This is a genomic window from Clostridium pasteurianum, from assembly GCF_001705235.1.
GTDB classification, from domain to species: domain Bacteria; phylum Bacillota; class Clostridia; order Clostridiales; family Clostridiaceae; genus Clostridium_S; species Clostridium_S pasteurianum_A.
In genome coordinates this window covers 1943463-1968798 of sequence record NZ_MCGV01000001.1, presented here as the reverse complement: position 1 = coordinate 1968798, position 25336 = coordinate 1943463, and the positions used below count along the sequence as shown (strand labels likewise).

Annotated in this window: 15 protein-coding genes, 2 rRNA genes and 1 other annotated feature; of the genes, 16 read left to right on the top strand and 1 reads right to left on the bottom strand. The window is 33.7% G+C overall.

Features of this window, described 5'->3' with window-relative positions; genetic code table 11:
* Positions 1-82 precede the first annotated feature (82 nt).
* The 8 genes from BEE63_RS08560 (at position 83) to BEE63_RS08525 (ending at position 9759) form a co-directional block, all read left to right on the top strand.
* Entirely contained in the window at positions 83-1477 is a 1395-nt protein-coding gene (locus tag BEE63_RS08560; RefSeq protein ID WP_066020989.1) for an amino acid permease, read from the top strand.
* A 984-nt stretch (positions 1478-2461) separates the two neighbouring features.
* Entirely contained in the window at positions 2462-3205 is a 744-nt protein-coding gene (locus BEE63_RS08555) for an HAD-IB family hydrolase (RefSeq protein ID WP_066020988.1), read from the top strand.
* Between the two features lie 849 nt (positions 3206-4054).
* Positions 4055-4807: a hypothetical protein gene (locus BEE63_RS08550; protein WP_066020987.1), complete on the top strand. Its 753-nt coding sequence runs from the start codon at positions 4055-4057 to the stop codon at positions 4805-4807.
* Positions 4808-4856: 49 nt separating this feature from the next.
* A complete protein-coding gene (locus tag BEE63_RS08545) occupies positions 4857-5222 on the top strand; it encodes a GntR family transcriptional regulator (protein WP_066020986.1) in 366 nt (121 codons plus the stop codon).
* A gap of 1 nt (position 5223) precedes the next feature.
* Complete coding sequence (locus tag BEE63_RS08540; protein ID WP_066020985.1) at positions 5224-5928, top strand: ABC transporter ATP-binding protein; 705 nt, start codon at positions 5224-5226, stop codon at positions 5926-5928.
* Positions 5929-6215: 287 nt separating this feature from the next.
* Positions 6216-7157 carry an L-lactate dehydrogenase gene (locus BEE63_RS08535; protein ID WP_066020984.1) on the top strand — a complete coding sequence of 314 codons (942 nt, stop codon included), beginning with the start codon at positions 6216-6218 and terminating at the stop codon, positions 7155-7157.
* Between the two features lie 234 nt (positions 7158-7391).
* Entirely contained in the window at positions 7392-8126 is a 735-nt protein-coding gene (locus BEE63_RS08530) for an ABC transporter ATP-binding protein (protein ID WP_066020983.1), read from the top strand.
* Positions 8110-9759, top strand: coding sequence for a putative ABC transporter permease subunit (locus BEE63_RS08525; RefSeq protein WP_242874754.1), 1650 nt, complete (start codon positions 8110-8112; stop codon positions 9757-9759). Before BEE63_RS08530 ends, BEE63_RS08525 begins: the two co-directional genes overlap by 17 nt.
* Positions 9760-10101: 342 nt before the next feature.
* Here BEE63_RS08525 and BEE63_RS08520 read toward each other — a convergent pair whose 3' ends face one another.
* Positions 10102-10839 carry a hypothetical protein gene (locus tag BEE63_RS08520; protein ID WP_066020982.1) on the bottom strand — a complete coding sequence of 246 codons (738 nt, stop codon included), beginning with the start codon at positions 10837-10839 and terminating at the stop codon, positions 10102-10104.
* Positions 10840-11209: 370 nt separating this feature from the next.
* On the opposite strand from BEE63_RS08520, the gene BEE63_RS08515 reads away from it, so the two are divergent.
* The 8 genes from BEE63_RS08515 (at position 11210) to BEE63_RS08480 (ending at position 25284) form a co-directional block, all read left to right on the top strand.
* A complete protein-coding gene (locus BEE63_RS08515) occupies positions 11210-11629 on the top strand; it encodes an acyl-CoA thioesterase (RefSeq protein WP_066020981.1) in 420 nt (139 codons plus the stop codon).
* Positions 11630-11775: 146 nt separating this feature from the next.
* Positions 11776-13635: an APC family permease gene (locus BEE63_RS08510; RefSeq protein WP_066020980.1), complete on the top strand. Its 1860-nt coding sequence runs from the start codon at positions 11776-11778 to the stop codon at positions 13633-13635.
* A gap of 126 nt (positions 13636-13761) precedes the next feature.
* Positions 13762-14017, top strand: a binding site (T-box leader).
* 73 nt (positions 14018-14090) lie between these two features.
* Complete coding sequence (gene leuA / locus BEE63_RS08505) at positions 14091-15767, top strand: 2-isopropylmalate synthase (RefSeq protein WP_066020979.1); 1677 nt, start codon at positions 14091-14093, stop codon at positions 15765-15767.
* Between the two features lie 850 nt (positions 15768-16617).
* Positions 16618-17418 (top strand): alpha/beta fold hydrolase, encoded by an 801-nt coding sequence (locus BEE63_RS08500; protein ID WP_066020978.1) that lies wholly within the window; start codon positions 16618-16620, stop codon positions 17416-17418.
* Between the two features lie 174 nt (positions 17419-17592).
* On the top strand, positions 17593-18060 hold the full coding sequence (locus BEE63_RS08495) for a GNAT family N-acetyltransferase (RefSeq protein ID WP_242874752.1): 468 nt from the start codon (positions 17593-17595) through the stop codon (positions 18058-18060).
* A gap of 554 nt (positions 18061-18614) precedes the next feature.
* On the top strand, positions 18615-20012 hold the full coding sequence (locus tag BEE63_RS08490; RefSeq protein WP_066020977.1) for an aspartate ammonia-lyase: 1398 nt from the start codon (positions 18615-18617) through the stop codon (positions 20010-20012).
* A 683-nt stretch (positions 20013-20695) separates the two neighbouring features.
* Positions 20696-22200, top strand: a 16S ribosomal RNA gene (locus BEE63_RS08485).
* A gap of 176 nt (positions 22201-22376) precedes the next feature.
* A 23S ribosomal RNA gene (locus tag BEE63_RS08480) occupies positions 22377-25284 on the top strand.
* Together the 16S and 23S rRNA genes form the textbook arrangement of a ribosomal RNA operon.
* Positions 25285-25336 lie beyond the last annotated feature (52 nt).

Sequence of the window (25336 nt, the reverse complement as noted above, 5' to 3'; positions counted from 1 at the left end):
TATAATAAAAGTGCAAAAAAGTGATATAATTGTTATAAAACATATAATAAACAACAAATGAAAGTAATGGGGGCAATTACAGATGAATGACATTTTTAAGACTAAATCAATTAAGGAGTTAATTGACGAAACTAAGGGGAAAAATTCCCTAAAAAAGGCTCTTGGAGCAAAAGAACTAACTTTACTTGGAATTGGGGCAATTGTTGGTGCTGGAATCTTTGTAATAACAGGATTAGCAGCAGGTAGATATTCAGGACCTGCACTAGTTATTTCATTTATAATTTCTGGTATTGCGTGTGCTTTTGCCGCTTTGTGTTATGCAGAATTTGCATCGATTGTACCAGTAGCTGGAAGTGCATATACATATGGTTATGCATCACTTGGTGAGGTATGGGCATGGATTATAGGTTGGGATTTGATACTTGAGTATACTGTTTTTATTGGTACCGTTGCAATTGGATGGTCAGGATATGCAGCAGATATGCTTAAACAAATAGGAATTAATATACCTAAGCAATTTTTAAATTCACCAGCAGAAGGCGGTATAGTAAATTTACCAGCTGTAATTATTATTTTAATCATAGGGGCACTTCTCATAAGGGGTGTAACTGAAGTTGCAAAATTCAATAATATTATAGTAATGATAAAACTTGCAGTTATTGCTTTATTTATAGTTTTAGCTGTGGGACATGTAAAGACTGCTAATTGGCATCCTTTTATGCCATATGGATGGAAAGGCGTGTTTAAGGGAGCAGCTTATGTATTTTTCGCATATATAGGATTTGATGCGGTTTCTACTGCGGCAGAGGAAGTTAAAGACCCTAAACATGATTTACCAAAAGGAATTGTGGGTTCACTTCTTATATGTACTGTACTTTATATAATTGTCGCTGCACTGCTTACAGGGATAGTTCCATATTATAAGTTTAAATATACATCTGCACCAGTAGCATTTGCACTTCAACAAATAGGTTATAATTGGGGTTCAGCAATGATATCAGTAGGAGCACTTTTTGGATTGACTTCAGTTTTGCTTGTTATAATGTTTGGACAAACTAGAATATTTTTCGCGATGTCAAGAGATGGACTTTTCCCTAAGTTTTTAGGTGCTGTGAATCAAAAGACCAAAACGCCTGTTACAAGTACCGTAATAGTTGTAATAGCAGCAGCATCTTTATCTGGATTTTTGCCAATAACAGTTGTTTCTGAGCTTACCAATATAGGTACGCTTGCAGCATTTATAATAGTTTCTATAGGAATTATAGTTTTGAGAAAGAGAAAACCGGATATTGATAGGGGCTTTAAGTGTCCGCTTGTACCAGTAATTCCAATAATTTCTGCAATCATTTGCTTTTATTTAATAATGAATCTTACGTATTTCACAAAGATGAGATTTGTAATCTGGTTTTTAGTTGGAATAGTAGTATATATTGTTTATGGATATAAGCATAGCACTATGCGCAATGCTGTGAAGTAACAGTATTTTGAAACATTAAATAAAGCTCATAAGACTAAGCTCAAAATAATGAAAATACTAAGAAATTTTAATAACTCGCTGAAAAGAAGCTCAGACAAATTAAAATTTCTAAGTCTTTTCATTATTTTGAGCAAAGTCTTATTGAGCTTTATTTAAATTGTTTCCCAAATACTGTTACTGCACATGAAAAGTAAGGGCAAGGAAGATTTTCTTCCGCTCCGCTACCGAAAATCCGAATTAAAAGCCTATATGGAGGTAAGATTTTAATAATGAAAATACTAAGAAATTTTAATAACTCGCTGAAAAGAAGCTCAGACAAATTAAAATTACTAAGTCTTTTCATTATTTGGAGCAAAGTCTTATTGAGTTTTATTTAAATAGTTTCCAAAATACTGTTACTTCACATGAAAGGTAAAGGCAAGGAGGATTTTCTTCCGCTCCGCTACCGAAAATCCGAATTAAAAGCCTATATGGAGGTAAGATTTTAATAATGAAAATACTAAGAAATTTTAATAACTCGCTGAAAAGAAGCTCAGATAAATTGAAACTTCTAAGGATTTTTATAATTTTAGGCAAAGTCTTATTGAGTTTTATTTAAATAGTTTCCAAAATACTGTTACTTCACATGGATGGTAAGGGCAAGGAGGATTTTCTTCCGCTCCGCTACCGAAAATCCGAATTAAAGGCTTATATGGAGGTAAGCTTTTAATAATGAAAAGACTATTAATTCGATTAGATTAAAGGCAAGGTGGATTTTTCTCCGATTCTCTATGAAAAATATCATTTAAATAAAGAACACTAAATGTTCAAGGATAATATAATGAAATAATAAAGTTTAATAAATGCTAAGATAGCACTTATAATTTGGTTCACTGTTTTTTAATATTTTAAGATATATAAAAAAGTTGAAAGTTGAAGATAATAAAATTATAATAGAAGGAAAAATATTATTAGAACAGGAAATTATAGAATGGAGGGAAAGAGATGAAATGTAAAGCAGCTTTTTTTGATATAGATGGTACTTTATATAGAGAGGGTTTAATTTCAGAGATTTTTAAAAAACTTATAAAATATGAAATTATTGATGCAGAAAAATGGTATAAGGAAGTAAGACCGGAATTTACAAAATGGGATAACAGACAAGGCGATTATGATAATTACCTTTTAAAAATGGCGGACATATATGTAGATGCGCTTAAGGGGCTTCACAAATCCCAGGTGGAGTTTATTGCAAGACAGGTAGTTAGTCAAAAAGGTGAAAGAGTATATACTTATACCCGCGATAGGATAAAGTGGCATAAGGAACAGGGACATAAGATAATAACAATTTCAGGAAGCCCTCTTGAGCTTGTGAGAAAAATGGCAGAGAAGTATGGATTTGATGATTATAAGGGTGCGGAATATTTAATGAATAATGATGGAATTTATACTGGTGAAGTTGTACCTATGTGGGATAGTGAAAGTAAAGAAAGTGCAGTAATTGAAATGAAAAATAAATATGATATAGACTTAGACGAAAGCTATGCTTATGGTGATACATCAGGTGATTTAGGAATGCTCAAAATGGTGGGAAATCCAGTATGTATCAATCCAACGCGTGAGCTTGTTAAAGAAGTATTAAATTATGATGAAATTAAAAGCAGAATGAAAATAGTTATAGAAAGAAAAGACATGATATATAAGCTTTCACCTAAATGCTTGGAATGTGACTGTGAGTTTGTATTATAATTCAATAAAATTAGGATATTTATAATATCTAAAAGAACTAAAACATAAAACAAGTACCAAAATTGTTTGAAGATTGCGATTTGAATTGAGGCTGAGAAAAAATATAGGGGCAGTATGTGGGATATTTATAATATCTAAAAGAACTAAAACACAAAGCAAGTACCAAAATCGCTTGAAGATTGCGATTTTGATTTGAGGCTGAGAAGAAATATAGAGGCAATATGTGGGATATTTATAATATCTAAAAGAACTAAAAACATAAAGCAAGTACCAAAATCGCTTGAAGATTGCGATTTGAATTGAGGCTGAGAAGAAATATAGAGGCAATATGTGGGATATTTATAATATCTAAAAGAACTAAAAACACAAGGCAAGTACCAAAATCGCTTGAAGATTGCGATTTGAATTGAGGCTGAGAAGAAATATGGAGGCAATATGTGGGATATTTATAATATCTAAAAGAACTAAAAACACAAAGCAAGTACCAAAATCGCTTGAAGATTGCGATTTGAATTGAGGCTGAGAAGAAATATAGAGGCAATATGTGGGATATTTATAATATCTAAAAGAACTAAAAACACAAAGCAAGTACCAAAATCGCTTGAAGATTGCGATTTGAATTGAGGCTGAGAAGAAATATAGAGGCAATATGTGGGATATTTATAATATCTAAAAGAACTAAAAACACAAAGCAAGTACCAAAATCGCTTGAAGATTGCGATTTTGGTACTTGCTTTGTGTTAAGTTCTTTACAGATATTATATAATTGACATTTAATCAGTTTTAGTGTACTATAATCATAGTACACTAAAACTGATTAAATAATTGAACTTTGGAGGTTGTGTTAATATGTTAAAGCTTATAAAGTATGAATTTAAAACAATATATAGAGAGTTCTTATTGGTTATGCTTATATCAATAGCTCTTAATATAGGACTTATGACGAGAGTGAATGTGTGGGAAAATGGTGCGATAATTGCACTTTCTGTGCTTATACTCACATCTATTTGTGTAGCTACTTTTATTATGAGTATACGAATTTTTGTGAGAGATTTAAAGAGGGATACTAAGTATCTTATTTTTACTGTCCCTAAGAGTGGGTATTCAATAATAGGTGAAAAACTTATATGTTCTTTGGTTATGATGATATTGAGCCTTATAGTAGGTGGATGCTTTCTACTGAATTTTGCATATACTTTAGGCGCTAAGATCAGTTTCTCACAAATTTTTGATTCAAGAGTTATATTTTATACGATATTTGGACTCATGGAATATATTGGAACATTAATAATAATTTATTTTAGTATTTTGTTAGCTAGAATGATAACTAAAAATGGTAGGTTTTCAGGGATTCTGTCACTTGGAGTATTTGTAGCATTTAATTGGATATGGTTTGAAATTTGCAAAGTTATTGATAAATTATTTCCGCAGCAAATTGTGTTTAATAATGTGTTAAAAGCATTCACGGTGTCATCGGTTAAAGTTACTGTGCATGCGGGAGGACCATCAATTTTTGTTGTAAGTACAATACTTGAATTTATTTTGGCCATTATATTATTTGTTATTTCGGTGAAAATACTTGATGAAAAAATGGACTTATAAGAATATGAAATAAATATTATTTAAAATTTAATTAGAGGAAGTTGGTAATATGAAATTTGATAATAAGATACCTATTTATATACAGATAATGAATGCCATAAAAATCGATATAATAAATGGAAGCTTAAAGCCTGGAGATAAACTGCCATCTATAAGAGATATGGCGGTTAAATTTAAGGTTAATCCTAATACACTTCAAAGAGTGTATCAAGAACTTGAAAGAGAAAATATAACTTATACACAAAGAGGTACAGGAAGTTTTATTATGGAGGATGCTGATATGATTAATAATTTAAAAAAAGAGATGGCAAGTGAGCTCATTGAAAATTTTATTCAAAATATAAAAAAGTTTGGATTTAAGGATGATGAAATAATAAATGTAGTAAAAAATAGGCTTAATAAGGAGGAAAAGTAAAATGGAAGATTGTTTATTAAAGGCTACAAATTTAAGTAAAAGTTATTTAAAAAAGAAGGCACTTGATGATTTCAATGTAGAAGTTAAAAAGGGCCGTATATTAGGATTATTAGGCCCAAATGGTAGTGGAAAAAGTACATTTATAAAAATAGTAGCAGGAATTCTAAAAAAGAGTTCAGGAGAAATTTTAATAGATAACCAGAAGCCATCAGTTTATACAAGATCTATAGTTTCCTATTTACCAGATGTGAATTATTTATATAAGTGGATGAGGATAAAGGATGCTTTAGAATTTTTTAAAGACTTTTATGCTGATTTCGATTTTAATAAAGCAGTAGAGCTTTTAGATTTCATGCGTTTAGATAAAGATAGCAAAGTTACTTCTCTTTCTAAAGGTATGCTTGAAAAACTTCAGCTAACTTTAGTTTTATCTAGAAAAGCTAAGATTTATATGCTTGATGAGCCTCTTGGAGGGGTAGATCCTACTACAAGAGAAAAGATACTTGATACTATAGTAAATAATTTTTCGGAAGAAAGTTCTATGGTTATAACTACTCATTTAGTAAATGATATAGAAAGATTATTTGATGATGTAGTATTTATATCCGAAGGCAAAAATATTTTGAGTGGGAATGCAGAAGATTTGAGAAACGAAAAAGGGACTTCAATAGATGAATTATACAGAGAAGTATTTAAAGATTTTTAGGCTAACTTAATATGATTTAAAAAATCTGCAGAGAATGCAGATTTTTTTATATAAATAATTTACTTGATAATTAATATTAATTAGTATATTATATTAATAGATAATAAATCCACAAATATATAAATTATTAGCAGTGAATAAAAAACATTTGTTTAAATAATACTATTAAAAGAAAACTAGTGAGAAACTTAGGTTATAAGTGTTACAAAATGCTAATGTCAAAAGCTTTTTGTGTGAATAATTTAATAGATGAACTGTTTTCTATATGTTAGTTTGGAGGGTCAATTATGAATAAGAATACTAAGATTTCAGTGATTGGAGCAGGATTTGTTGGTTCTTCTACAGTTTTTGCTTTAATGAATGGTGGACTTGCATCTGAAATAGTTATAGTGGATGTAAATAAAGATAAAGCAGAAGGGGAGGCTATGGATTTATCCCATGGAAAAGCTTTTGTAAAACCTGTAGATGTTAGAGCAGGGGAATATGCGGATACTAAAGATTCAGATATAGTTATAATAACTGCGGGTGCAGCACAAAAACCAGGAGAAACGAGGCTAGATTTAATTAATAAAAATTATAATATATTCAAATCAATAATTCCTGAAGTGGTAAGGTATAATCCAAATGCTATTTTACTTGTAGTTTCAAATCCCGTTGACGTTTTGACATATATAACGTATAAACTTTCAGGTTTTCCTAAGGAAAGAGTAATAGGTTCTGGAACAGTGCTCGATACATCTAGATTTAGATATATGCTAAGTGAGCATTTTGACATTGATGTAAGAAATATTCACACGTACATTATGGGAGAGCATGGTGACTCTGAAATAGCTACTTGGAGTTTAACTAATATAGCAGGAATGGACGTAAATGAATATTGCAGAGTGTCCTGCAAAAAATGCGATGGTTCACTTAAATATAAGTTATATGAAGATGTAAAAAATGCCGCATATGAAATTATAAAAAGAAAAGGAGCAACTTATTATGCAGTCGCATTAGCAGTGAAAAGAATCGTAGAAGCAATATTAAGAGATGAAAATTCAATTTTGACAGTATCAACTTTACTTCAAGGCCAATATGGAATAAATGATGTATATATGGGAGTTCCATCAGTTGTTGGAATTGATGGAGTAAAGCAAATTATAGAGGTTCCACTGAGTGAAGATGAAAAGAAAAGATTGAATGATTCTTCAAAAACGCTAAAAGATTCTTTGAAAAATATAAATTAATATAAATATGTAATAATGATTCAAGATTTAAATCTAAATAAAGGTTTAAATCTTGAATTTTTTATTTACATTTTTACAGTGTATGTAAAAGCCCGCGCCTATTTAAAATATAACTCATAAAGAAACAGATAAATTTAAATGAGTTCGATTACACTCTTAATTATATAAAATATTATATTGAAATTTAATTACGTATGTTATATCATGTATATAACAAATGGTGGAGGTGTTACTGTGATTGAATTGATGAATGTAAATAAAAGTTATAATGGTAAAAATAAAGCCGTTGATAATTTAAACTTTACTATAAATTCAGGAGAAATATTCGGATTTTTAGGACCTAATGGTGCAGGAAAGAGTACCACAATAAAGATGATTACGGGTATTATAAAAAGTGATTCTGGTGCTATAAAAGTAGATGGACTAGATATTAACGAGAAGCCAATTGAGGTTAAGAAAAAAATTGGATATGTTCCTGACAGTCCTGATATGTTTTTAAGACTTAAGGGTATTGAATATTTGAATTTTATGTCAGACATATATGATGTACCGACTGATATTAGAAAAGAAAGAATCAATAGTTTAAGTAAATATTTTGATATGGAAAGTGCTTTAAACGATAAAATACAAAGCTATTCTCATGGAATGAGACAGAAGATGGTTGTAATGGGAGCTCTAGTACATGATCCAGATGTTTGGATTCTAGATGAACCTATGACAGGTCTTGATCCTAAAGCTTCGTATAATTTGAAGGAAATGATGAGAAGGCATGCCGACAGTGGGAAAACAGTATTTTTTTCAACTCATGTGTTGGAAGTTGCTGAAAAGTTATGCGATAGAATTGGAATAGTTAGTAAAGGGAAACTTATATTTTGTGGAACTATACAAGAGATGAAACAAAAACTTCAGGAAGAAGGTAGTTCACTGGAAAAAATGTTTTTGGAGTTGGTTGATGATGAGAACAAATAAGTTTTGGATTTTAACTAAATATCTTCTTATGGGCGGAGGATATAAAAGCAGAAGTAAAAAGAAAAGTATATTTACAGCAAATGCAGTGGCGGCAGTTATCCTTAGAATCTTTTTATTTGTCATGTTTGCAGGACTAGTAGCCTTAATAGATGCACCTTTTTATTTTGGACTTAAGATGTTTCATGCAGAGTATTTAATGCTTCAAATGAATTATGCAGTAATTACTTTTATAATCTTTTTCTTTGGAATATTTTATACTATGGGAACATTTTATTATTCAAATGATATAAATTTTCTCATTCCAATGCCGTTAAAACCGGAAACAATCGTTGCAAGTAAATTTACAGTATCACTTATATATGAATACTTTATTACAGCTATAGTTTTAGTTCCATGTACATTAATATATGGAATAGGATCTGGGATGGGAGTTCCTTTTTATATATTTAGTATTATCCTTATAATATTTGAGCCAATACTGCCTTTAGCAGTGGCTTTGTTAATAAGTATATTTATTATGCCGTTTGTAAACAGGTCTAAGAAAAAGGATCTTTTTAAAACTTTAGGTGGTATTTTAGCAGTAGCTTTTGGATTAAGTATAAATGTTATTACGAATAGTATGAGCTCTTCAAATAGTAAGCAGATGCTTAGTAGTGTGACGAAGGCAAATTCTGTAATGAAAGATTTTTTCCCTCTTGGTAATATAGCCAGTAAGGCCTTGGTAGGAACTGATTTAGTGTACCTTGGTATATTTATTCTAATAAATGTAGTAAGTTTCATAGTTATAATGTATCTTGGAAAGCTTTTGTATTTTAAAGGAGTTCAAGGACTTTCAGAATCATCTTCTACAAGGAAGAAAATAGATAAGAAGAAGATGGAAAAGGAAGTTCAAAGAAAATCTGTTTTGTTTGCATACACAATGAAGGAAATTAAAATTTTATTTAGAACACCAGCATATTTTGTGAATTGTGTAATGTCCAGTTTTATATTTCCAATAGTTATTGTGGTTCCAGCTATGGTTAATAAGAGACAAAGAACAGGTATAAGTGAGCTTATGAAATATATGAATGGTACAGAAAGTTTTAGAATTTTAATAACTGCGGCTATCGTATTTGGACTTTTAATGGGTGCTGTAAATGCTGTTACATCTACGGCAATTTCAAGAGAAGGAAGCAATTTTTTTGTAATGAAATATTTACCTATATCATATGCAAAGCAAATAACAGCAAAATTGCTTTGTGGAATATTGGTTGGAGGTATTTCTATAGTTCTTGTAGATATAGTTGCGCTATTTGCATTTAAGTTTCCTATATATATACTTCTATATATGATAATAGCAGGAATGCTTGGAATAATATTTGCATCAATTATAGGAATGTATATAGATATCAATACACCTAAGTTGGAATGGGACAATGAGCAGAGAGCAGTTAAATCAAATGTAAATTCGTTTATAGATTTTTTGATTTCAATCATACCTAGTGTTATTGTGATAATTATGTGTATATTTGTAAAGATAAATTATAATATATTCTTTATCCTATGCGTATTAGTATTTACAATATTGGATTACTTATTGTACAAATTCGTATGTAAAAGCGGAGAAAAGAAAATTGCCAGCTATGAAAGCTAGAATTGCAGCAATGAATATTTACAGGGATAAGTTTATATAAGTTGAAGCTAGTGTTTTGCTTGCGGCAAAGGGATAAACGATTTTTTTCTCTGACGCTCCCGAAAATTTAAAGTTAAAAGCTTTTCGTAGTGAAACGAAGAAAAGGTATCATTGTTTTGACTTTAAGTTAAATAACAGTATTTTGGGAACGGTTTAAATAAAATTCAATAAGTCTTGCCGCAAATTATAAAGATACTTAGAAATTTTAATTTGTTTGAACGATAGTGAGTTATTAAAATTTCTTAGCATTTTTATAATTTGTGGCTTAGACTTATGATTTTTATTTAATGTTTCAAAATACTGTTATTTGAACTTAAAATTTTCTTTAAGTACATGCAAGCTGAAGCCCATTGATTTTGCTATTTTTCTTGAAAAGTCATTATCTTCGGAAAATCTATATTGTAATATTTTATTTTTTTTGAAGCAGACTCTGCCTAAATCAATTATCATGGCTTTAGAGATTATAATATCATCTTTAAAAGCAGGATGAGTTATAAGTTTTATGTCAGCTATATCATTTTTGAAATAGAATAGACTTGCAGCTGAAATTAATTCTTTATTGTAAAAGCAACCTAAAGTTATTGGTAAATCTATATTAGGAAGATTTTCTTTCAGTTCTGAACGAAAATATGATTTTTTAAAATTTTCTAACAATTTAGTATCGCTATTTGTAAGATTTCTTATGTAATAGTTACTACCTAAAATGTCTGAAACATCTTTGCATTTAGCAAGATAAGAAAAATAATAGCTGTTTTCTTTTTCTATGGAAGTTGTAAAATAATTTTGGAAGTCTTTTAAATACACAGGTTTGTATGAGTAGTAGCTATTTACAAAATCAGCTATCTTCCCAAATATATTTTCATCTGTTTCAACAAAAGATTTATCGTTTATATGGTATATTGATATTTTACTTGAATTCTTAAAGGAAGTTTTAGGAACAACTAAAGATTCAGTATCTTTATCATTTGGTTTGAAATCAAATATATTTTGCCAGTAAAAATTTATTTTTTTTAATTGGTCATTGGGTATAATATTAGCCATTATTACCACCACCTTATGCTTATGATAGCATAATTAACAATGTATTACAAATGATATAGATACTAGCTTAATTTGCCTTTGAATATTTAGTAAATTGGTGGAATATATTGAAGCTTTGTGGCTTTTTTTGACTTCAATTTATAAATTTTTTTTGATGCTATAAGTTATTACTAGTTTGTGTTATTTATATAGTTGTACATAAAATATAAAACGCATAAAAAATATATGTGTACATAAACTAAAAATATTTTTAGTTTATATATAATAGTTTTTATGCATAATAACTTTCTACATAATTGTGATATAATAATGTGAAAGATACATATTGTGGTACTTGTTTTAGTATTTACATAGAAAGGAAATAATAATTATGAATAAAAGTGTTACGAAAATCAGAGTTAGATATGCTGAAACAGATAAAATGGGAATAGTACATCATGCAAATTATTATGTATATTTTGAAGCTGCTAGAGAAGATTTTATAGAGGCAGTTAATTTGAAATATAGTGATATGGAAGATATGGGTATAATGATGCCTATAGTAGAGACAGAGTGCAAGTATCATGAAGGTGCAAGGTATGGAGATGATATTCTTATAGAAACTTCTTTAGAAAAACTTAGTCCCATAAAAGTAGAACTAAATTACAAGGTTATACGAGCTTGTGATGGAAAAACTTTGGCTAATGGCAAAACTGCTCAGGTATTTGTAGATAGCAAAAGTTTTAAGATAATAAGATTAAATAAGAAGTACCCAGAAGTGTGGAAAAAATTCGAAAAAATCGAGTTATAGGAAGTTACTACATAATGTCGAAAAGTTTTTTCAGTTACACATTGATATTATTTGTAAATATATTATAATAATTCTTATGACAAAATAACTTAAATTGAATATTAATATAGATTATTAGTATAGTGATACTAAGGAGGATTGAAAAATTGGTTAATAAATTTTTTGATATGCTCATTGGAAGACCCTTAGCAAATGAGCAAAGTTCTAGCGAAAAATATAATGTTCCATTTGGGCTTGCGGTAATGGCTAGTGATGCTATTTCTTCAGTTGCATATGCATCACAAGAAATTCTAATAGCACTTGTACCCATTATAGGAGCATTATCATATCAGTGGTTGGGTAATATTTCACTTATGATTATAGGGCTGCTTTTTATACTCACCGTTTCATATGTACAAATTATAAAGGCTTATCCTCACGGTGGAGGAGCATATGTAGTTGCTAAAGAAAACATAGGTGTATTACCAGGACTTACAGCAGGTGCTGCTCTTTTGCTTGATTACATTTTAACAGTAGCTGTTAGTGCAAGTTCTGGAGTCGCAGCAATAACGTCTGCATTTCCAAGTCTTGCTAAGCACAGTGTTTTGCTTGCAGTAGCTATTATAACTATCCTAACTATTCTTAATTTAAGAGGTGTAGGTGAATCTTCTAGAATGTTTAGTATTCCTACGTACTTATTTATTATTAGTATGCTATTTATGATAGGTTATGGGATAGTAAGATACTATATATATGGAGCACCAAACATGCATATGATAAATCAAACGCTTAAACCAATGGGGGATGTTAGTATATTCCTTATCTTAAAGGCGTTCTCTTCTGGATGTTCAGCTCTTACTGGACTTGAAGCTGTAAGTAATGCAGTTCCTAATTTTAAAGAGCCAAGTCAAAAAAATGCTACAAAAGTAATGGTATTACTTACATGTATTATACTTCTTATATTTGGAGGAACATCGATACTTGCTAGAATATGCAGAGTTGTTCCTAATGATAATGCTACTGTACTAGCACAAATTGCATTTGGAGTTTTTTCTGGAAAGACATTTATGTTTTATGTTATACAGTTTACTACGGCTATCATACTTATAATGGCATGTAATACTTCATTTACAGGTTTCCCTATGCTTATGTCTGTAATTGCAAGAGACGGATATGCCCCTAGAAGTTTTGCTACAAAGGGTAAAAGATTAAGTTTTTCAAATGGAATAATTTTTTTAGCCATAATTGCAGGTATATTAGTTATTATATTTAAAGCTGATGTGCATTCTCTTATACCTTTGTATTCTGTAGGTGTTTTTTTGTCATTTACATTAGCACAGACAGGTATGGTTATTCATTGGGATAAGACAAACGAAAATGGAAAAACTAAAAGAAAAATTATAAATGGTTTTGGAGCTTTCGTTACACTTGTAACAACATGTGTAATAGTTAAAGAAAAATTTGCATTAGGAGCATGGGTTATAGTTATACTAATACCTATCATTGTGCTTATTATGCAGCATATTAAGAAGCACTATAATTATGTTGCAAAAGGGTTAAAAGCTGATGAAGAGTATGTTAAAAACTGTGGTATTGGAGAAAACTTCAATCATATAATAATAGTTCCAATAGCTAGTTTAAATAAAGCAACACTTGGAGCGTTAAAATATGCAAGAAGTATAACTAGTGATGTAATAGCACTTAATGTATCACCTAATAAGGAATATATGGATAAACTTAAAAAAAGGTGGAATGAATTAGATACTGATATGCTTTTAGTTTCTAAATATTCACCATATAGAGCAATAGTTACTCCACTTATAGAGTATATTGGAATAATATCAAAAGCTGCAGCACCTGATGAAAAGATAACAGTTGTATTGCCTCAATTTATAACTAGTGATAAGTCAGGACAATTTTTACACAATCATACTAGCTTTTTGCTTAGGGAAGCACTTTTGAGATATGATAATATAGTAATTGCTACTTATCCATTCCATTTAGCAGCGGAAGATGATGATAAATAAAAAAATGTATATTCTAAATGGTAAATTGTTAAACTGGAACTGACAAAATAATCAAATTTATAAAATTTCCAACTTTATATTTACATTTAGGAGATAATATAGTAGTATATAGACAATCAAATAAGAAAAGTTGCTATGAACAGAAATAGTAGAAGCCGAATAAATTTTCAGAGAATCGGGATTGCTGTGAACCGATAGTTTTTAGACTTTGAACTCGTCTGCGAGCAGTCACCTGAAAGTTATTTTGTAGGGTAGAACGGAATTCCACCGTTATAAGGATAGATAGTATAAACCAGCTTTAAGTGGAATGCTATTGAAAAAGTGAACTTTAGTTTAAGTTAAGTTAAATAGAGTGGTACCGCGAGTAATCCTCGTCTCTTTCGTATTGTTAGAGACGAGTTTTTTATTTACAAAAAATTATTAGAAAATTAATTACATTTAAAGGAGTGTTTTTTATGATATATACAAAATATGCCAAATATCCTAAGGTAAATATTAAAAATCGTGAATGGCCAGACAAGCAAATAGAAAAGGCACCAATATGGTGCAGCGTAGATTTAAGAGATGGAAATCAAGCTCTTCCACAACCTATGAATGTAGATGAAAAGATTAAAATGTTTAAGATGCTTGTAGATATGGGATTTAAAGAATTGGAGATTGGATTTCCATCTGCATCAGATACAGAATATGAATTTACACGTAAGCTAATAGAGGACAATCTAATACCGGATGATGTTACGATTCAGGTGTTAACTCAAGCAAGAGAGCATCTGGTGAAAAAGACCTTTGAGGCTTTAAAAGGAGTAAAGAGTGCTGTCGTACATGTTTATAATTCAACTTCTGTACTTCAGAGAAAAGTTGTATTTAGAAAAGACAAAGAAGAAGTTAAGAATTTAGCAGTTTATGGTGCCGAATTGGTAAAAAAATATAGTGAAAATACTGAATATAAAGAAAGTAAATTTATTTTTGAATATTCACCTGAAAGTTTTACGGGAACTGAACTTGACTATGCTCTTGAAGTGTGTGAAGCTGTGCTTGATGTTTGGAAACCAACGAAGGAAAATAAAGCAATAATAAATCTTCCTTCAACTGTTGAAATGGCGACACCTAATATATATGCAGATCAGATTGAATGGTTTTTAAAACATCTTAAAAATAGAGAAAGCGTAATATTAAGTCTTCATACGCATAATGATAGAGGAACTTGCACAGCTGCTAGTGAACTTGGAGTTCTTGCAGGGGCAGATAGAGTAGAAGGAACACTTTTTGGAAATGGCGAAAGAACAGGAAACCTTGATATTATGAATATGGCGCTTAATATGTATTCTCAAGGAATAGATCCTGAGCTTGATTTTTCAGAGTTGAATCATGTGGTTGAAGTTTATGAGGAATGTACTAAGATGACTGTAAATGACCGTCACCCTTATGCCGGTAAGCTTGTATTTACTGCTTTTTCTGGTTCACATCAGGATGCTATACGTAAAGGACTTAAAGCATTAAAGGAAAGTAAGAGTGAGCGTTGGGAAGTTCCTTATCTTGCAATTGATCCACATGATTTAGGCAGAGAATATGAAGAAATCATACGTATTAACAGTCAGTCAGGTAAAGGTGGCACAGCTTATATAATGGAAAGTGATTTTGGATTCATACTTCCTAAATCAATGCATCCTGAGTTTGGTAAGATAATAAAACAGAAGTCTGATGAACTTGGTACTGAGCTTACGCCACAGCAGATTTTTGAATATTTCAAAGCTGAATATTTAGAGATTAAGGCTCCATATTATTTGAAAAATTATAAGATTCACTCAATACAGGATATGGAACAGGATCAGAACTCCGTTGATATGGAAGCTATTGTAGCAGTAAATGGTGTAGACAAGAGAATCGAAGGAATAGGAAATGGTCCTATAGATTCGTTTTTCAATGCAATGCACAACAATGGTTATAACGGTGCTAAATTTATATCTTATGATGAACATGCATTAAATGTTGGTTCACATTCAAAAGCAGTTGCATATGTACAAGTTGAAAATAATGATAAGAGATATTTTGGAGTTGGCATATCTGATAATATTGATACGGCATCACTTAATGCTCTTGTAAGTGCCCTAAATAGAGCAGCTGCGAAGTAACAGTGATTTGGAACATTAAAAGGAATCCATAAATCTAAGGCAGAAAAATCGTAAAATCCTAAGATATTTCAATAACTCGCTGAAAAGAAGCTCAGACAAATTGAAATATCTAAGTATTTTACGATTTTTCTACCAAGATTTATTGGATTCCTTTTAAATCGTTCCTTCATCACTGTTACTTCGCTTGGAAGGTAAAGCAAGGAAAAAATTCCTCCGTGCCTACGGAATTTTGGCCGTAAACAATGTGTAATTGTAATAATTAGTTTGCAGGGTGCTGACATTGCTTCGCTCGTCGGCATGCGATGTTCTCAAGCAAACATTGTGTATTATAATATCTCAGCATTTTACGATTTTTCTACCAAGATTTATTGGATTCCTTTTAAATTGTTCCTTTATCACTGTTACTTCGCTTGGAAGGTAAAGCAAGGAAAAATTCCTCCGTGCCTACGGAATTTTGGCCGTAAACAATGTGTAGTGGTAATAGTTGGTTTGCAGGGTGCTGACATTGCTTCGCTCGTCGGCATGTGATGTCTTCAAGAAAACATTGTATATTATAATATCTAAGTATTTTACGATTTTTCTACCAAGATTTATTGGATTCTTTTTAAATCGTTCCTTCATCACTGTTACTTGGCTTGGAGGGTTAAGCAAGGAAAAAATTCCTCCGTGCCTACGGAACTTTGGGCGCAAACAATGTGTAATGGTAATAATATTAGTTTGCAGGGTGCTGACATTGCTTTGCTCGTCAGCATGCGATGGGTTCGACCAAATCGCCCATATGGATAATACTTAGAAAATTGAATAAAAGACCAATTATAAAATATGGTAAATTAATGGGGGGTGATAATTGATGTATACAGACGGTTTTGCTAAAGTAAATAACACGAGACTGTATTATGAAGTGACTGGAAAAGGAGAGACTATAGTTTTAATCCATAGTGGTCTTACCGATTTAAGACAGTGGGATGACCAATTTGATTTTTTAGGAAAGCACTTTAGAGTCATAAGATATGATATAAGGGGATTCGGAAAGTCTGATATATCCAATAAATCATTTTCACATTTTGAAGATTTAAAAGCATTATTTGACTATCTTAATATTAAGAAGGCACATTTGATTGGTGTGTCTATGGGTGGAAGTATTGCAATTGACTTTACTCTTCAATATCCAGAATTAGTTAATAGTCTAATATTGAGTGGTCCTTCTTTAAATGGATATAATTTTACTGTTGATGATAAAAGTAAACTAATGTCTTTAGCTGTAATGTCAATAGCAAGGAGAGATAAAGATTTTAATAAATCGGTAGAGTTTATGCTTAATACTCCTGTGTGGAGACAAAGTAATCCAAAGGCTCATCAACGCTTAAAAAGTATGCTTTTAGATACATCATTAGAATGGGCTCTCAAGGATATAGCGGAAATAGCTAAGCCACCTGCAGTAGAAAGACTTTCGGAAATATCCCAGAGAACATTGCTAATTATAGGTTCAGAAGACTCTGAACCTATCAAAGAAATAGCAGGGGTATTAGAGTCGGATATTACTACAGTAAAAAAAGTTGAAATAAAGGATACTGGACATCTACCTAATTTAGATAAACCAGATGAATTTAACAAAATTGTGTTGGAATTTTTAATTAATAGCAAAGAATGAAATTAAATTGGAAATGCTTCATATTATTGAAACATATGAATTAAAGAAATTTTTTTATGATTGTTAATAAGTTTAGGGGTTTGCTTAGGACAAAAGATTATGGTTGTATATTTGTGGATGTGTAGTATATAATTAGACAAAAGAGCGATTGTAAATTACTACTAAGCAAGGGGGATGTTCATCATTCTTATTATTGAGCATTTAGCAGATCACAAGGAATATATTGATACAGTGACAAATTGGATTTGGAGGGAATTTGGAAACGAAAATAATTATGATTTCTTTGAAAGTATAATAAAGAACAGTTTAATAAAAAATAAACTACCATTAACATTTGTTGCACTTGAAGATAATGAATTAGTTGGAACTGTCGGATTGTGGAGAAGTGACTTAATGAGTAGACAAGACCTTTTTCCTTGGTTGTCAGCATTGTTTGTAAAAGAAGATTCTAGAGGAAAAAAGATTGGACAAAAATTACAAAGCTTTTTAGTTGAGTATTGCAGAAAAGCAGGTTTTACAGAACTATTCCTTTATACTGATATTTGTGACTATTATGAAAAAACTGGATGGGAATACATTGAAGATGGTGTTGAATATTCAGGGGAATACATAAAGATATATAAGAAGGAAATAAACAAGTAATACATAATAAATTACGAATAGGTAATATTGTAACTAGGAGTTCAGCGGTAGTATTTTTAACCGCTGAACTCCTAATTTAATTTAATTAAAGTTTTTTCTAGGGCTTTATTTTGATTCATATGTTAGGTTAAGATAAAAAAATTAAAGTTCTAATTATCTGTAATATGAAAGAAACCATGTACTGCTCTTACATATTTGAAAGATTTAATGAAAGATAATATGCATATACTAGATTTATGATAAATGAAATGACTTTCATCATAATAATTAATTCATATTGTGCTTCCAGTACTAAAGATATCTTTTCTATTGTACAAATTGCATATGGAATTTAAATTAATAATATGATAATATATAGGTATTAAAATTTTAAAAGCATTAAAATGAACCTATGATTTTTAAAATACTATTAAAAAAGTTCGACTTATTTGTTATGATTTTACAGATAACAAATAATAACTTTAAAAGAATAATTGAAACTGCAATTTTATATGCTATGAAATTATTTATGCATCAAATAATGATATCTATAAATAACTAAGGAGGTATTTAATATGGATTTTAGAGTCGAAAGTGATTCTATAGGAGAAAAAATGGTTCCGAAGGATGTGTACTATGGTGTTCAAACTTTAAGGGGTGCAGATAATTTTAGAATAACAGGTTTGAGACTCAATGTAGAGTTCATAAGGAGTATTGTTCAAGTAAAAAAGGCTGCAGCAATAACAAACTGTGAAATTGGAACATTAGATAGAAACATTGAACAGGCTATAATTAGAGCATGCGATGAAATAGTAGATGGTGCGCTAAAAGAAGATTTTATAATTGACCCAATTCAAGGTGGAGCAGGAACATCTATAAATATGAATGCCAATGAAGTTATAGCAAATAGGGCAATAGAAATTTTAGGAGAAGAAAAAGGAAATTATAGTATAGTTCATCCCAATGATCATGTAAATATGGGGCAATCAACTAATGATGTAATACCTACAGCAGGAAAGATAACAGCATTGAGATTAGTTTCGAAAACTATAGATAAATTGAAAGAACTTGATTCAGCACTTGAAAAAAAGTCAAGAGAATTTAAGGATGTTATAAAAATGGGAAGAACACAGCTTCAAGATGCTGTACCAATCACATTGGGACAGGAATTCAAGGCTTACAGTGCTGTAGTAAAAAGAGATATTATAAGAATTGAAAAAGCTAAAGAAGAACTTAAAGTTGTAAATATAGGGGGAACAGCAGTAGGAACAGGAATTAATGCAGATAATAGATATGTAGAAAGAATAGTGCCAAGGCTCTCATTCGTTACGGGATTAAATTTAAAGAAGGCAGAGGACTTAATAGATAGCACTCAAAATTTAGATGGTTTTTCTAGTATATCATCAGCTATAAAAACGTGTGCGGTAAACTTATCAAAGATCGCTAATGACTTAAGGCTAATGTCATCGGGACCTAGAACAGGTTTAGGAGAAATAAATCTTCCAGCAAAACAAAATGGCTCTTCAATAATGCCTGGGAAAGTAAATCCTGTAATACCAGAGGTTATAAATCAAATAGCTTTTAATATTATAGGAAATGATGTTACTGTATCAATGGCAGTAGAGGCTGGACAATTAGAATTAAATGCATTTGAGCCCGTAATATTTTATAATGTGTTTGAATCAATTGAAACCCTAACAAATGGTGTGGATACTTTAATTAAAAATTGTATTGTTGGTATAACTGCAAATGAAGAAAAATGCAGTGAGCTTGTAAATAACAGTGTTGGAATGGTTACTGCTCTTTGCCCGTATGTAGGATATACAGAGGCGGCTAAGATAGCTAAGATGGCCATAAGAACTGGAGATTCAGTTAAAAAAGTAATATTAAAAGAAGGCATTTTAAAGGAAAAAGATATTAATAATATTATTAACCCATTTAGAATGATTACACCGGGGATTGTAGGAAAGTAGATGAATAATTAATTAGAATATACATGATACTGAATTCTTTCTAATAAGAAGGAAGTACATGTATGTTTTTTTTATATGTAAATATTTATTATAAATTTTTATTTCATAAGAGGTGTTTATATATTTATATATAATGTAAGAAAAATATTAAATACATTATATATGGTACATAATCGAAAACATTTTATAAATTAGTCTCATATATAATAAAAATAAGAAATATGAAAATTTGAAGATTGTATGTTAATATGTAGAGCATAAAAAGTATTTATTTATGGTTATAAAACTGTAATAATGCTAATATTTAACTCCTAAAGCATGTACACATTTCCTAGAGTATCTGTATGAGTAAAATGAAGAATTTAAACTATAGAATAAGCATAAATAAAGTATTCTGCTGTAATAAGATATCGAGTAATAAATGAAAGTAAAGAATATGTTACTATATTAAACGTTGTCGCAAGACAGCAGCATTTAATGAGTACAAATGATAACACTTAATAAGCTTTGAAAAACTTAAAAAAAGTGTTGACATGAAAGCTCATAGGTGATATTATATAAAAGCTGTCTCGTACAGCAAGGAATTGAACTTTGAAAATTAAACAGAGAATTATAAACCAGCAATTCTTTTGAATAGAATTTATTCTATTTAATAAAATAGCGATGAGCTAACATCAAACTTTTAAATTGAGAGTTTGATCCTGGCTCAGGACGAACGCTGGCGGCGTGCTTAACACATGCAAGTCGAGCGGGGAACTTCGGTTCCCAGCGGCGGACGGGTGAGTAACACGTGGGTAACCTGCCTTACAGTGGGGAATAGCCTTCCGAAAGGAAGATTAATACCGCATAATACTCAGAGATCACATGATCTTTGAGCCAAAGGATTTATTCGCTGTAAGATGGACCCGCGGCGCATTAGCTTGTTGGTGAGGTAACGGCTCACCAAGGCTGCGATGCGTAGCCGACCTGAGAGGGTGATCGGCCACATTGGAACTGAGACACGGTCCAGACTCCTACGGGAGGCAGCAGTGGGGAATATTGCACAATGGAGGAAACTCTGATGCAGCAACGCCGCGTGAGTGATGAAGGTCTTCGGATCGTAAAACTCTGTCTTATGGGACGATAATGACGGTACCATAGGAGGAAGCCACGGCTAACTACGTGCCAGCAGCCGCGGTAATACGTAGGTGGCAAGCGTTGTCCGGATTTACTGGGCGTAAAGGATGTGTAGGCGGATATTTAAGTGAGATGTGAAATCCCCGGGCTTAACTTGGGGGCTGCATTTCAAACTGGATGTCTAGAGTGCAGGAGAGGAAAGCAGAATTCCTAGTGTAGCGGTGAAATGCGTAGAGATTAGGAAGAATACCGGTGGCGAAGGCGGCTTTCTGGACTGTAACTGACGCTGAGGCATGAAAGCGTGGGGAGCAAACAGGATTAGATACCCTGGTAGTCCACGCCGTAAACGATGAATACTAGGTGTAGGAGGTATCGACTCCTTCTGTGCCGCAGTTAACACAATAAGTATTCCGCCTGGGAAGTACGGTCGCAAGATTAAAACTCAAAGGAATTGACGGGGACCCGCACAAGCAGCGGAGCATGTGGTTTAATTCGAAGCAACGCGAAGAACCTTACCTAGACTTGACATCTCCTGAATTACTCGTAACTGAGGAAATCCCTTCGGGGACAGGAAGACAGGTGGTGCATGGTTGTCGTCAGCTCGTGTCGTGAGATGTTGGGTTAAGTCCCGCAACGAGCGCAACCCTTATCATTAGTTGCTAACATTAAGTTGAGCACTCTAGTGAGACTGCCTGGGTTAACCAGGAGGAAGGTGGGGATGACGTCAAATCATCATGCCCCTTATGTCTAGGGCCACACACGTGCTACAATGGTGGGGACAAAAAGATGCGAAACCGCAAGGTTGAGCCAAACTCAAAACCCCATCCCAGTTCGGATTGTAGGCTGAAACTCGCCTACATGAAGCCGGAGTTGCTAGTAATCGCGAATCAGAATGTCGCGGTGAATACGTTCCCGGGTCTTGTACACACCGCCCGTCACACCATGAGAGTCGGCAACACCCGAAGCCCGTGAGGTAACCTTTTGGAACCAGCGGTCGAAGGTGGGGTTGATAATTGGGGTGAAGTCGTAACAAGGTAGCCGTAGGAGAACCTGCGGCTGGATCACCTCCTTTCTAAGGAGTCGACGTGGAAATGTAATTTCCACGAAGGTTTTTAATTCTCTGTTTAATTTTGAGAGCTTAATTCTCTCTAATGTACTTTGAAAATTGCATAGTAATGAATAAGAGTAATACTCTAAAGCAAGGCAAAGTTAATTCTTTGTTGTTTGAATTTAAATATATTTACTTAAGGTCAAGCTACAAAGGGCGCATGGTGAATGCCTTGGCACTAGGAGCCGAAGAAGGACGTGATAAGCTGCGATAAGCTTTGGGTAGGCGCAAATAGCCTGTGAACCAAAGATTTCCGAATGGGGAAACCCCCATGGATTGTATCCATGGACTGTATACTGAATTCATAGGTATATAGAGGTAAACCCGGGGAACTGAAACATCTAAGTACCCGGAGGAAGAGAAAGAAAAATCGATTTCCTTAGTAGCGGCGAGCGAAAGGGAAAGAGCCCAAACCGGAAACTTGTTTCCGGGGTTGCGGGCAGATCATTAAAGCTTTATATCTTAACCGAAGATTTCTGGAAAGTTAAACCGTAGAAGGTAAAAGTCCTGTAGGTAAAAAGAGAAAAAAAGCCCGATCTGTTCCAGAGTACCACGAGACACGTGAAACCTTGTGGGAAGCTGGGAGGACCACCTCCCAAGGCTAAATACTACCTAGTGACCGATAGTGAAGCAGTACCGTGAGGGAAAGGTGAAAAGAACCCCGGAAGGGGAGTGAAATAGAACCTGAAACCGTGTGTCCACAACCGATCAGAACACATTAACGTGTGATGATGTGCTTTTTGTAGAACGAGCCAGCGAGTTACGGTATGCAGCAAGGTTAAGCACTTAAGGTGCGCAGCCGAAGGGAAACCAAGTCTTAATAGGGCGCATAGTTGCATGCTGTAGACCCGAAACCGGGTGACCTATCCATGGTCAGGGTGAAGCGGAAGTAAAATTCCGTGGAGGTCCGAACCACAATGGTGTTGAAAAACCATGGGATGAACTGTGGATAGGGGAGAAATTCCAATCGAACTCGGATATAGCTGGTTCTCCTCGAAATAGCTTTAGGGCTAGCGCTGTGAATGAGTACCGGAGGTAGAGCACTGAATGAGGTAGGGGCTGACAACAGTTACTGAACTTTATCAAACTCCGAATGCTGGATACTTGAATCACAGTAGTCAGACTGCGAGTGATAAGATCCGTAGTCAAAAGGGAAACAGCCCAGATCACCAGCTAAGGTCCCAAAGTATAGATTAAGTGGTAAAGGATGTGGGATTTCTAAGACAACTAGGATGTTGGCTCAGAAGCAGCCATACATTAAAAGAGTGCGTAATAGCTCACTAGTCAAGAGATCCTGCGCCGAAAATGTCCGGGGCTAAAATCTAACACCGAAGCTGTGGACTTGTACTATGTACAAGTGGTAGAGGAGCATCCTGCATGGGTTGAAGTCGTACCGTAAGGAGCGGTGGACTGTGCAGGAGAGAGTATGCTGGCATAAGTAGCGAGAACTAAGTGAGAATCTTAGTGGTCGAAAACCTAAGGTTTCCTGGGGAAGGTTCGTCCGCCCAGGGTAAGTCGGGACCTAAGCCGAGGCCGAATGGCGTAGGTGATGGACAATCGGTTGATATTCCGATACCGCAAAACAACGTTATGAGAAATGGGATGACGCAGAAGGATAGGATATGCGTATGTTATTGGAAGTGCGCTTAAGCATTGAGGATGGAAAGCAGGAAAATCCGCTTTTCGTAAGTCTGGGATGTAATGATGAGGTAGTTTACTACCGAAATATCTGATTTCATGCTGCCAAGAAAAGTCTCTATCCAGGAGTTTTGTGCCCGTACCGCAAACCGACACAGGTAGGTGAGGAGAGAATCCTAAGACCATCGGAAGAATTGCTGTTAAGGAACTCGGCAAATTGACCCCGTAACTTCGGGAGAAGGGGTGCCTGCGAGAGCAGGTCGCAGAGAATAGGCCCAAGCAACTGTTTATCAAAAACACAGGTTTCTGCTAAAGCGAAAGCTGAAGTATAGGAGCTGACGCCTGCCCGGTGCTGGAAGGTTAAGGGGAATGCTTAGCGCAAGCGAAGGCATGAACTTAAGCCCCAGTAAACGGCGGCCGTAACTATAACGGTCCTAAGGTAGCGAAATTCCTTGTCGGGTAAGTTCCGACCCGCACGAATGGCGTAATGATTTGGGCACTGTCTCAACAGCAAATCCGGCGAAATTGTAGTGCAAGTGAAGATGCTTGCTACCCGCGATTGGACGGAAAGACCCCGTAGAGCTTTACTGTAGCTTAGCATTGAATTTCGGTATTGTCTGTACAGAATAGGTGGGAGACTTGGAAGCAGTTCCGTCAGGGATTGTGGAGTCACCTTTGGGATACCACCCTGACAGTACTGAGGTTCTAACCGGAGGCCATGAAACTGGTCACGGGACATAGCTAGGTGGGCAGTTTGACTGGGGCGGTCGCCTCCTAAAATGTAACGGAGGCGCCCAAAGGTTCCCTCAGCGCGGTTGGAAACCGCGCGTAGAGTGCAAAGGCAGAAGGGAGCCTGACTGCGACACAAACAAGTGGAGCAGAGACGAAAGTCGGGCTTAGTGATCCGGTGACTCCTCGTGGGAGGGTCATCGCTCAACGGATAAAAGCTACCTCGGGGATAACAGGCTGATCTCCCCCAAGAGTCCACATCGACGGGGAGGTTTGGCACCTCGATGTCGGCTCGTCGCATCCTGGGGCTGAAGTAGGTCCCAAGGGTTGGGCTGTTCGCCCATTAAAGCGGCACGCGAGCTGGGTTCAGAACGTCGTGAGACAGTTCGGTCCCTATCCGTCGCGGGCGAAGGAAATTTGAGAGGAGCTGTCCTTAGTACGAGAGGACCGGGATGGACTGACCTCTGGTGTACCAGTTGTCTTACCAAAGGCACGGCTGGGTAGCTATGTCGGGACGGGATAAACGCTGAAGGCATCTAAGCGTGAAGCCCACCTCAAGATAAGATTTCCCATAACATAAGTTAGTAAGACCCCTGAAAGAACAACAGGTTGATAGGTCAGAGGTGTAAGAGTGGTAACATTTTAAGCTGACTGATACTAATAGGTCGAGGGCTTGACCAATAAAGAGTAAATATATAAGTTACTATGCAATTTTGAAAGTATATACAAGTTT

Coding starts and splice junctions, on each gene's coding strand:
- BEE63_RS08560 (WP_066020989.1), top strand. CDS start 83: ATGAATGACATTTTTAAGACTAAATCAATTAAGGAGTTAATTGACGAA.
- BEE63_RS08555 (WP_066020988.1), top strand. CDS start 2,462: ATGAAATGTAAAGCAGCTTTTTTTGATATAGATGGTACTTTATATAGA.
- BEE63_RS08550 (WP_066020987.1), top strand. CDS start 4,055: ATGTTAAAGCTTATAAAGTATGAATTTAAAACAATATATAGAGAGTTC.
- BEE63_RS08545 (WP_066020986.1), top strand. CDS start 4,857: ATGAAATTTGATAATAAGATACCTATTTATATACAGATAATGAATGCC.
- BEE63_RS08540 (WP_066020985.1), top strand. CDS start 5,224: ATGGAAGATTGTTTATTAAAGGCTACAAATTTAAGTAAAAGTTATTTA.
- BEE63_RS08535 (WP_066020984.1), top strand. CDS start 6,216: ATGAATAAGAATACTAAGATTTCAGTGATTGGAGCAGGATTTGTTGGT.
- BEE63_RS08525 (WP_242874754.1), top strand. CDS start 8,110: ATGATGAGAACAAATAAGTTTTGGATTTTAACTAAATATCTTCTTATG.
- BEE63_RS08520 (WP_066020982.1), bottom strand. CDS start 10,839: ATGGCTAATATTATACCCAATGACCAATTAAAAAAAATAAATTTTTAC.
- BEE63_RS08515 (WP_066020981.1), top strand. CDS start 11,210: ATGAATAAAAGTGTTACGAAAATCAGAGTTAGATATGCTGAAACAGAT.
- leuA (WP_066020979.1), top strand. CDS start 14,091: ATGATATATACAAAATATGCCAAATATCCTAAGGTAAATATTAAAAAT.
- BEE63_RS08500 (WP_066020978.1), top strand. CDS start 16,618: ATGTATACAGACGGTTTTGCTAAAGTAAATAACACGAGACTGTATTAT.
- BEE63_RS08495 (WP_242874752.1), top strand. CDS start 17,593: ATGTTCATCATTCTTATTATTGAGCATTTAGCAGATCACAAGGAATAT.
- BEE63_RS08490 (WP_066020977.1), top strand. CDS start 18,615: ATGGATTTTAGAGTCGAAAGTGATTCTATAGGAGAAAAAATGGTTCCG.